The sequence below is a fragment of the Trueperella sp. LYQ143 genome, from assembly GCF_046599595.1.
GTDB lineage: Bacteria > Actinomycetota > Actinomycetes > Actinomycetales > Actinomycetaceae > Trueperella.
The window spans coordinates 23,945-33,602 of record NZ_JBKIWR010000021.1; the positions used below are offsets into that span (position 1 = coordinate 23,945).

Below are 9,658 nucleotides of genomic sequence, written 5' to 3' on the forward strand. Positions count from 1 at the left end.
TACGAGCTGCTAGGCAGCGCGAGACTACCCACATATCACCCACGAAGTCCTCCACATGTTGTGCTGTTCCATTCGATATTGTGCCGTTCCACTCGGCCATAGTGTGGGTGTGACCACATGGCGATACCTCGTCAGCTCCTCGGCAATGATCGCACCAACACCACTTCGCTTCGGATTGACCACATATCAATGCATTGATCTACATAGCAACGCTTCGCCTGCCAATGTATCTACCTGCCGACACATCGCCGCACTGCCCACACATAGCTGTGCTGTTATGCCGCTTGACGTCGGTATCCACTTCTGCGTGGTTAATAGCCACTATGGCGCGAGTGCCACACCCTCATTACTACACTCATTGCGCATAGATGCCGCATATCTGTTACCGCATGTGTACTGCAAAGAGACACACTTACGCGATATACATCATCGGGCAATGTACCGCCTTGCTTAACATGCACTACCTATTTACGGCTTTTTCCGCGGCAATATGCCGATATTGCACGCTCAAATACGGACTGCCACCTCCTATATGTGTACCAATATTGCCTAGTGTGTATCTGGATAACAACAACTGCTCGCCAGATATCTCCATTATCCTCAGCGCTACATTAAAGATTTCTTTCCACAGATAACAGATCTTGTGGAAAACTTTTTCCACTTACCCACAACTGTCAACATCTTTTTCCACAATCGTGGACAATGTCCGTTACAGCCCCCACCGCGAGGCAATATTTTCTCGGCGCGTCGCATCGACCCTATCGGCGCGTCGCCTCCGGCGTGTTTTTCCACTCCTCACGACTCGCGCCACCGTCTTACCACCTACACTTCCTCCCCACCTACCTTCTCCATCTGCTTCTCTATCCACCTAACGCCTCCCTATCCACTACATCTTTGTATCCATCCCACAAAACACCCCACCTCTCGCCCTAAAACGAAATATGCCTTATATACATCCTTGATATTCGTTATGTTTCACGGAAAAATGGCAGTTATGGACGAAGAGATGTATGCCGATCAACTCCGCGATGCAGGATTGCGGGTCACCCAACCCCGACTCACTGTGCTCAAAGTAGTGGAAGAAACCCCGCATTTGAGTGCCGATGAAGTCCGTCAGGGTGTTGTTAAACGACTCGGCTCCGTCTCCACCCAAGCAATTTACGACGTCCTACACGCATTAACCGATAAGGGGCTACTTCGGGAGATTGAACCTGCCGGATCCGTCCCACGCTACGAACTATTCCGCGCAGATAATCACCACCATCTCATCTGCCGCTCCTGTAAAAAGGTTATTGATATTCCCTGCGTCATCGGCAGCGCACCCTGCCTCGAACCGTTTTCCACACATGGTTTCGATATTGACGAAGCCGAAGTCACATTCTGGGGGATCTGCCCACAATGCATCCGTTCAGAATCCCCCACATCACAACAATGAAAATTGGTCGATGCCGACACTGCACCCACGCCAGTGCCATGAGCGATCTGACGTACCAGCCATAAGAAAACGTCCGTCCTCATCACATCATCCCGGAGGTAACGAACATGCCCACAATGAATGTCGAGTCGTTCAATCTAGACCACACAGCAGTACGCGCCCCTTTCGTTCGTATTGCAGACGTCAAACGGCTGGCGCATGGCGACGTCCTAACGAAATACGATGTGCGTTTCTGCCAACCTAATAGCGAGCATCTTTCCATGCCTGCCGTTCACTCCATCGAACATTCATTCGCGGAATACTGCCGAAATCACGCTGAGGACATCGTGGATTTCTCTCCGATGGGCTGCCAAACAGGTTTCTATCTCATTCGTGCTAGCGAACCCGATCTCACCGGCACTATTGACCTCATAGAAAAGACCTTCGCAGATATTCTGTACGCCTCATCCGTTCCAGCCGCTAATGCCGTCCAATGTGGCTGGGGTGATAATCATTCACTCAATGCCGCACAAGAAGCCGTGCAAAATATGCTGGCACAGCGTGCAAGCTGGGAGGACGTTTACGCATGAGTAGAGTCAACGCCATCGTCATCACAGCCATGGCAGAAGAGATGCAACCTTTTGATGACTTACTCACCGATTACGAGCACATCAGCATTTCCAGCCCGTTCGGAACCGCCGTTATCCGCCGCAACACGCATACCTCCCTCTTATTCCTCGTTTCCGGCGTAGGCATGACGGCAGCCGCCAGCATGTTGAGCTGGGCACTGACAAAATATGATCCTCGTGCCGTAATTTCCGTCGGAAGTGCCGGATCCCTTAGTCGCGATATCCGGATTGGTCAGATCGTCGCCGGCACACAGTACGTCCACGGCACCGCAGACGCGAGCGCTTTCGGCTATGCTCTCGGGCAAATCCCTGGGCAGCCTGCACGCCAATCGGCACATCCTATGCTGGTAGATGCAGCTCAAACACTTGAGAACACTAGCGATCACTGCGTCCATCTCGGTCTGATGATGTCCTCGGATTCCTTCGTCACGGAAAAAAATATGCCGCATATTCGCGCGACTTTTCCCGACGCCTTGAGCGCCGACATGGAATCTCATGCCTTAGCACAAACCGCAGCCGCTTTTGGCGTCCCTTTCATTTCTCTGCGTGCCATTTCTGACGTAATCGGCCGTGATTCTGCTGATGAACAGGCGCAAACATTCAAAACAGAGCTGCCTCCCGTCTCTCTCACCGCGGCCCAAGCAGCGCTACAGCTTCTCCATCTGGCTTCTGTACTAGATATTGAGCGTTCTGGGTATGGCCCGACGCCGCATTTTTCTCAAACAACGTTGCAATACGCGCTGTATCTCGCGATCGCCAAGGTCAATCAGCTCGATATAACCGACGTGCATATCCCAGAAAACCTCATGCCGGAACTGGCAGACCATCTACACGCCCTGCCGGTGGCACAGCAGGAGAAGTGGTGTGCCTTGATTGCGGCGGGTCAAGAATATGCCCGAAACAATCCCCGTTTGTCATTAACCGCCAAAGAATACGACTTATGCCGTAGCGATTTGGTACGTCAATTCCCGCAGACGGATACAACATTCCTCTGGCCACCCACCTCCCAGACCGTCATTAAACGATTCAACGGGTATTGGAATGACGCTCTCGTTTCAATTGGGCTGACGCCTCGGCGTGGACGTGCGCGTGGCGGCTTAAAGTTCAGTGTTGAGGATTATCTCTTTGCGCTTCGCCGGTTCTTAATTGAGTGCGAGCGCAACCATCGCCAGCCGTCATTTGCGGGATATTCGCTGTGGCTTAAAGAGGACGCAAAAAATGAGGGGCTTCCCTCTGGCGCAGCCATCCGTCAACGCTTCGGATCATGGAAAGAAGCGCTCAACGCAGCGAGAACTACCCCCCCCCGATAAACTGGAACGACGAGGTTCGCCTCAGCGTATGCACCGGCGAGCTTTACGGATCACTTTAGGCATCACTGCGCGTCGGGCCTGTAATATGCGGCGTTCGCGCCGCATGGAAAGATCCAGTTGACGGCTTCTTTGCACCGACGAATAGCCACAATTTTCCCTACTTCAGTGCTGTATTTGCCGGGAAGATAAGCGGCGCTATCCCTAATAAACGTGCCGGCAGTATCGCAGATTGCCCGCCTGGATACTGCCTGCCTTCCCGTATTGCACAGTAATAGGTCGCATGTAAGGTACAGATCACGTAAGAAACTAGCCAAATAGTAAGTAGTAGCGAGCACGAGACAGCAGATAGCTAACAGTGCGCCCCGTGCTATCAGCGCGCAGTAGCAGCTAGTAGCCAGGATTGCTTAGCTAACAAGTAGCCACTAATAATCAGCGCTTAACAGATAACAGGAAATAGGTACTGACTGCTGTGCTGTATCGGATGTCCTTAATATGCGATACAGAAGCTAAGAGCTGCCAGTTGCCAGGTGAAGTAGGTGCAGCAGGAGAAAGTTATTTTATAGTGCCGGTGGCCCGCAAAGCCCCCTACGCACCACGTTTTGAAGCGACGTGGATTAGGGCTTTGCGGGCCACCGAGACGACCTTCCTATTAGGCGACGCCTAGCTCACGTAGGATGAATGCCATGATTCGCGCCCGATCCTTCCACCCTTCGTAGCGCCCTGACCCTCCAGCGTGACCAGCCACAACCGTCGTATGTTGCACGATGAGCCCCGAGTCTGGCGCAACCGTATGACGCAATTCTTGAACCCATTTCGTCGGTTCAAGGTACGACACGCGAATATCGTTGAGCGAGGTCGTTGCCAAAATCGCAGGATAGCGCTGTGCAGAGATGTTTTCGTAGGGCGAGTACGAGGCCATATAGTCATAGACATCAGCAGATTCGATCGGATTTCCCCACTCTTCCCACTCACCAATCGTCAAGGGCAACTCTGGCTTAAGGATTGTGGTTAAGGCATCCACAAAGGGAACATCCGCATTAATCACACGGAATAAGTGCGGTGCAATATTCACAACGGCACCCATTAACAATCCACCAGCGGATCCGCCACGAGCAGCAAGCCGATCTTTATCCACTAATCCACAGTTGATAAGGTGCTCTCCACACGCAACAAAATCTGTGAATGTATTTTTCTTGTTGAGTAATCGACCGTCCTCGTACCACTGACGCCCCAGATCGCCACCACCGCGAATATGAGCAATAGCGAACACCATCTTGCGTTCCAGATAGGCAATATTGCAGACGCTGAACATCGGATCGAAAGAAACCTCATACGAGCCGTACCCTGTCAAAAATCCAGGATTCTTTCCGTCAGGCTGCACGTCTTTATGATGGGCAATCGTCAGCGGAATAGCTGTACCGTCAGGCGCCGTCGCCCACTGCCGATATTCAACATAATCTTCCGCGTTGTAGCCAGGCACCGGCTGCGTCTTTAAGGTCTGTAGCTCATGCGTATCCAGATTCCACGACATCCAGGTACGCGGAGTAACGATAGACTCACAGACCACATCAATCTCACGAGTATCCCACTGTGGATTATCTGCCAGCTCAACGCTCATCGTCTCAGCCGTAGGAATCCGGTACGGATCACGCCCAGGCTCAATCACCCGCAGCTCCACCGAAACATTCGATCGAACCGCCAAAACCAAGAAATCTTGGAACGCGCTCACGCCAAGAATACGCTCTCCCTCCTGGGCACTGACCAAGCTCGTCCACTCAGCTACTGTGGATTGCGCAATAGGCGCCGACGAAAGTTCAAAGCCAGTATGGTTGGCGTTGTGAACAATAAAAAGTTTATCCGCACCGACGCTCAGGTCGTATAACACACCCGCCTGCCGTTCACATACTCGGATATGCTGATGTGGATCGGCAGTGGAAAACAAATGCACCTCAGAAGAATCTGTGGATTCCACATTGAGCACTAGCCACTGATGATTGCGTGAGATTGAAAAATACAAGCCGAATGAAGGATTCTTTTCCTCATAAAGCAGCTCATCCGTCTCAGGCTTTTGCCCCACGCGATGTAACCACAACTGGTAGGGGCGCCACGCATCATCACAGCGAGTATAGAAAACAGCGGCAGAATCTGCCGTCCACCCCACACACCAGCCGATGTTATCCAAAGCATCATCAATGACAAGATCGCGATCAATATCGTGGATACGTAAGCGATACAGCTCGCTACCACTCGTATCAATCGCTAAGGCATAGCGCTCACCATCTGGGGAAACGGCACCGCCGCCCGTAGCGAAAAATTCCTCATGCGCACCAAGCTGATTGCCGTCATACACGCAGGTTTCCCCATAGGTATCCGTCGCCGGACGCTGCACCTGATACTTATCCGTGCGCTGCCCAGCTCCCGTCACCGGAACTCGGAACAATCCCGAATACGGACGCCCTTCCCAGGTGCGCCGCCAATACCAATAATCCCCCTGCCGAACCGGAACGGAGACGTCCGTTTCCTGAGTATGAGCGGCATACTCCCGAACAAGCTCCTCACGCAAGGGCACCTGATCGGCCGTACACCGATCAAACCACTCGTTTTCTGCGTCAATATGGCAGCGCACTGCCGGATTGGAATCATCCCGCATCCACTCGTAATAATCCACAAAACGCCGCCCGTGGAACACCCGTTCTTGAGCAATCCGTTCTGCTTTCGGGGCGCCAGCATTGCGATTCGCCATCTTGTCATCACATTCACTCATAGCACTACCTTAACCGCCGCCACACTTTTCTTCACTCCCGCGCCCACTACCACCTGGCATAAGCTACGGTCATGGAACATGACATTGTTGTTCACCTCTGGGTAGACATCGCCTGCCCCTGGTGCTGGATTGCCAAGAAGCGTCTAGAACGCGGCATTGCGTTATCTGAGCAGCGCGTCGCGGTGGAATATCACGCCTACCAGATTGATCCGAATTCTCCTCAGGAACCGACGCTCAGCTACCTAGAAAGCCTATGCCAGTTGACCGGCACAACACCCGAAAAGCTCCTTCCTCAGCTTGATATTCTCGTCGATGCTGGTCACAACGAAGGGATTGACATCCGATGGGAGCAGGTCGTCAACGTCAATACCTCGCTGGCTCATCAACTGGTCTATGCCGCAAAAGCCCGGGGCACAACGCCAGAGCAGGCGGCACTCCTTGGCGCGCAAAGCGTTGAGCTGCTATTCCAGGCACGATTTACACACGGAACAGACCTCACCCAGATTTCTCATCTCAGCGATATTGCCGCGCACCTTGGCTTATCTGCCGAGGAGATTCATACTGAATTAGCGAACAATACCTACGCCAATATGGTTCATCGAGATATGCGTGAGGCTCAACTCCTCGGCATCACCGAAGTTCCTTTCAGTATTATCGGCGGGAAATTCGGCGTCTGCGGCGCACAGCCACCGGAGGTTTTTGCTAAAACGATCCGGCACGCACTCGACGAAATGACGGTGGCTACCGCCCAGGAGATCCCTCTTGAGAAGGGAAATACTCCCTCTTAACCGGCAGTTTTACTCGGCAGATCCGCTAGGCAGCTCTACATGTCATTGTTGCTCTGACGCTCACTCTTGCACCCGTTAATCCCACAACGCCTGGATACCTGCTGAATAGTGATCGATTCACCACAGCAAAAGGTGGGCACGAGCCGAGAAACCGCCCTCTATCCCCTGATTCAGTTACCCATCACCCACACACAAAAAATAAAATAATCATGATTGCGCAAGTTGCTGCCGAAATTTCCTGAAGTTTTCGGTAGACGCAGCGATACCGCGGTATCCACGCTGGCGGGAGAACTATACAAGCCTCATATCCCACCCGCGTTATGCCATTTGTATGCACTTCCTAATTAGGAATTAAACCGACGAGATTGCTCTACTGCGAGCGCGTCGGCACGTTCATTTGCCGCATCGCCATTGTGCCCGCGAACCCATTCAACCTTCGTCTGCCCAATGCGCGACTCATATAGCTCCAATAACCGCGCAATGAGCTCCTGATTAAGCACCGGCTTACCGTCAGCTTTTCGCCATCCTCGCCGCCGCCAACCGACAGCCCATTTCGTCATGGAATTAACCACGTATGAGGAATCGCTACGCACCACCAGATTGACCTGCGGGCCAGCATATTCCAGGGCAGAAATCATGGCCGTAAGCTCCATGATGTTATTTGTGGTCTGCGCCGCTCCGCCGCTCATTGTTTTGCCGGAATAATGCTCCACCCAGGCCCAACCGCCAGGGCCGGGATTACCCGAACATGCCCCATCAGTGGTGATAACACAATCAAAACCAGGGTACGCCTGCCCAATTACTGTCTGCTTCATGGTGGTAAGACTACGGCACAGTCTAGCTGACCACGAAAATGGATCGGTCTCGGCGTTTAGCATCCAACTCTAGTAGGCTGGTCAGTAGCTGTATCAGGGAGGAAGTTATGCTTAAGCTGTCCGATTATCAGGACGCCATTGATCTATTGGAACCTTTTCCAGAGCCAAAGAATGATAAGCGGGCCAACTACGATCTTCTGATGACCGCGCTCGGCGGTCTGCCTAATAAGCATTACACGGGCACTTCCTCGTTAGCCCATCTCTCCACCGACGATCAGCTCTTCCGCTGGTTACAGGCCGAATTAGCATTGCGCGAACCTGGTCCGATCAATCCGGTGGTTTCGCGGGCGATCAATACCTTGCTCTATCGGCAGGTTGGTTTCCACGGGCGAGTGGAAGCCGATCATCTGCGTCGAGTTAGCGATCTTCTTCCGGAAACCGACTTCGTTTCCTCGGCAGAAACGGTGCTATTCCGGGGCGACGTCCGTCAGCTTGTTGTTGACGTCCTCGTCAATACTGCGTTGCCCTCGCTGACGGGATGCACGATCCCCCTACATGGATGCCTTGACTCGGTATTACACGCTCAGGCTGGCCCGTGGATGCGTAACGATTGCGCGAAAATTATGGAATTACAGGGGCTTGAGGAAGAGCCACGGGGTAATGCGAAAGTAACCCGCGGCTACCGGCTACCAGCAAAGTATGTTATCCACACGGTTGGTCCTGACGTCCAAGACGGCAAAATTGAGGATAAAGATCGCGAGATTCTTTATAACTGCTATTGGAATGCTATGGATCTGGCCGGGCAAATTCCTGGCGTGCGTTCCATTGCGTTCCCGGCAATCTCCACTGGTTTCAATGCTTTCCCTATTGAGGAGGCCGCTCGGATTGCCCTGGAATCCGTCACTGCTTGGATGAACCACCACGATCAGGCGATGGATCTCATCTTGTTCTCCGTCCATTCCGAAGAAGACGCCGAGAAGTACGCATCTGTGCTCAATACCTGGATCGATTAGCGCCTCTATGTTTAGAGCGCAGACTTAACAGTAACTAGACGCAGGTAGCGCAGGTATCTCCCAAATGTGTTTTAAGAAGATTTTCTCTACCGTGAAGCCTTGCGAAAAGCCGTCATTAGTAGGGGTGTATCCGAGAACAAAATAAGTGGCATCAATTTTTGACGGATTTTCATACGTTCTTGCAATAAAACTATGAAAGTTAGCTAGGTCAAACGCTGGTGAGTTAGATAATGGCTTATTTAGATAACCGACGACAAGCCGCCGCGCGTTCGCTATCGGAGTAGTAAGTAGCAGCACAATCTATCCAATTACCTCCGTTATTTGATGCTCGTCGCCTAGGTATCACAGAGTGCGGCGGCGGGCGCTAAACACCACAACTTTGACTTTTCTATGGGTATGCACATGTGCACGTATCCACATGTGCGTATGTGGATACATAACCGAGACAGTGCACAACTGAGATCACATATACACAAGACATAGTGCGGATGATCTCAACAACCTACATGCCTGCATATATGCAGGGTGTATAAAACAAAAGCGTGGATGGGATTATCCCCAGGAGTTTGGTAAGAGCTGGCGCAGTGTAGTTCGTGGCTTGTTCCTGCCTTGGATGGCATTTCCTATTGAGGTGTTCATATTCCTCGGTTGTTGGTCGGTGTTCGGGGTTCGGGGTATAGGGCACATTCTGTTACTCAAAAGGGTTAATCCCAAGGGTGGGTTATCGGAGAGATCGAGAGATTGAGAGATTGTGCGAGTGGCGTTTAATCCCAAGTTGTGGGTTATAGGACAAATTGTGGGTTATAGGACAAAATGTGTTGCTTGTGGGTTAGTCCCAGGTGTTGTGGTATGGGGTGGTGTGGTGGAGTTCGTTCCAGCAGATTGCGTCGCCCCAGGTGGGTATGGTGGTGTTGGCTTGTTGGTG

9 protein-coding genes are annotated in these 9,658 nt (G+C 52.2%); 6 read left to right on the forward strand and 3 right to left on the reverse strand.

The genetic code is table 11. The features are described from left to right. Nucleotides 1–109 precede the first annotated feature (109 nt). From ACLHIL_RS08120 to mtnN, 4 genes are all read left to right on the forward strand, one after another. Nucleotides 110–454 (forward strand): hypothetical protein, encoded by a 345-nt coding sequence (locus tag ACLHIL_RS08120; RefSeq protein ID WP_411297457.1) that lies wholly within the window; start codon nucleotides 110–112, stop codon nucleotides 452–454. 516 nt (nucleotides 455–970) lie between these two features. After that, entirely contained in the window at nucleotides 971–1,435 is a 465-nt protein-coding gene (locus ACLHIL_RS08125; RefSeq protein WP_411297458.1) for a Fur family transcriptional regulator, read from the forward strand. Between the two features lie 107 nt (nucleotides 1,436–1,542). Continuing rightward, a complete protein-coding gene (locus ACLHIL_RS08130; RefSeq protein WP_411297459.1) occupies nucleotides 1,543–2,004 on the forward strand; it encodes an S-ribosylhomocysteine lyase in 462 nt (153 codons plus the stop codon). Then, nucleotides 2,001–3,353 (forward strand): 5'-methylthioadenosine/S-adenosylhomocysteine nucleosidase, encoded by a 1,353-nt coding sequence (gene mtnN / locus ACLHIL_RS08135; protein ID WP_411297460.1) that lies wholly within the window; start codon nucleotides 2,001–2,003, stop codon nucleotides 3,351–3,353. The genes ACLHIL_RS08130 and mtnN overlap by 4 nt, the downstream gene beginning before the upstream one ends. 649 nt (nucleotides 3,354–4,002) lie before the next feature. Here mtnN and ACLHIL_RS08140 read toward each other — a convergent pair. Continuing rightward, nucleotides 4,003–6,117, reverse strand: coding sequence for a S9 family peptidase (locus tag ACLHIL_RS08140; protein WP_411297461.1), 2,115 nt, complete (start codon nucleotides 6,115–6,117; stop codon nucleotides 4,003–4,005). Nucleotides 6,118–6,188: 71 nt separating this feature from the next. On the opposite strand from ACLHIL_RS08140, the gene ACLHIL_RS08145 reads away from it, so the two are divergent. After that, nucleotides 6,189–6,905 carry a DsbA family protein gene (locus ACLHIL_RS08145; RefSeq protein ID WP_411297462.1) on the forward strand — a complete coding sequence of 239 codons (717 nt, stop codon included), beginning with the start codon at nucleotides 6,189–6,191 and terminating at the stop codon, nucleotides 6,903–6,905. A gap of 344 nt (nucleotides 6,906–7,249) precedes the next feature. Here ACLHIL_RS08145 and ACLHIL_RS08150 read toward each other — a convergent pair whose 3' ends face one another. Next, nucleotides 7,250–7,720 (reverse strand): ribonuclease H, encoded by a 471-nt coding sequence (locus ACLHIL_RS08150; protein WP_411297463.1) that lies wholly within the window; start codon nucleotides 7,718–7,720, stop codon nucleotides 7,250–7,252. A gap of 107 nt (nucleotides 7,721–7,827) precedes the next feature. Between ACLHIL_RS08150 and ACLHIL_RS08155 the strand changes: the two genes are divergently transcribed. Then, nucleotides 7,828–8,733 (forward strand): macro domain-containing protein, encoded by a 906-nt coding sequence (locus tag ACLHIL_RS08155; protein ID WP_411297464.1) that lies wholly within the window; start codon nucleotides 7,828–7,830, stop codon nucleotides 8,731–8,733. Between the two features lie 24 nt (nucleotides 8,734–8,757). Here ACLHIL_RS08155 and ACLHIL_RS08160 read toward each other — a convergent pair whose 3' ends face one another. Then, on the reverse strand, nucleotides 8,758–9,030 hold the full coding sequence (locus ACLHIL_RS08160) for an NgoBV family restriction endonuclease (protein ID WP_411297465.1): 273 nt from the start codon (nucleotides 9,028–9,030) through the stop codon (nucleotides 8,758–8,760). Between the last annotated feature and the right edge of the window lie 628 nt (nucleotides 9,031–9,658).

What these genes read in the sequence shown, in the direction of transcription:
- mtnN (WP_411297460.1), top strand. Translation starts at nt 2,001, where the DNA reads ATGAGTAGAGTCAACGCCATCGTCATCACAGCCATGGCAGAAGAGATG.
- ACLHIL_RS08140 (WP_411297461.1), bottom strand. Translation starts at nt 6,117, where the DNA reads ATGAGTGAATGTGATGACAAGATGGCGAATCGCAATGCTGGCGCCCCG.
- ACLHIL_RS08145 (WP_411297462.1), top strand. Translation starts at nt 6,189, where the DNA reads ATGGAACATGACATTGTTGTTCACCTCTGGGTAGACATCGCCTGCCCC.
- ACLHIL_RS08155 (WP_411297464.1), top strand. Translation starts at nt 7,828, where the DNA reads ATGCTTAAGCTGTCCGATTATCAGGACGCCATTGATCTATTGGAACCT.
- ACLHIL_RS08150 (WP_411297463.1), bottom strand. Translation starts at nt 7,720, where the DNA reads ATGAAGCAGACAGTAATTGGGCAGGCGTACCCTGGTTTTGATTGTGTT.
- ACLHIL_RS08125 (WP_411297458.1), top strand. Translation starts at nt 971, where the DNA reads ATGTTTCACGGAAAAATGGCAGTTATGGACGAAGAGATGTATGCCGAT.
- ACLHIL_RS08130 (WP_411297459.1), top strand. Translation starts at nt 1,543, where the DNA reads ATGCCCACAATGAATGTCGAGTCGTTCAATCTAGACCACACAGCAGTA.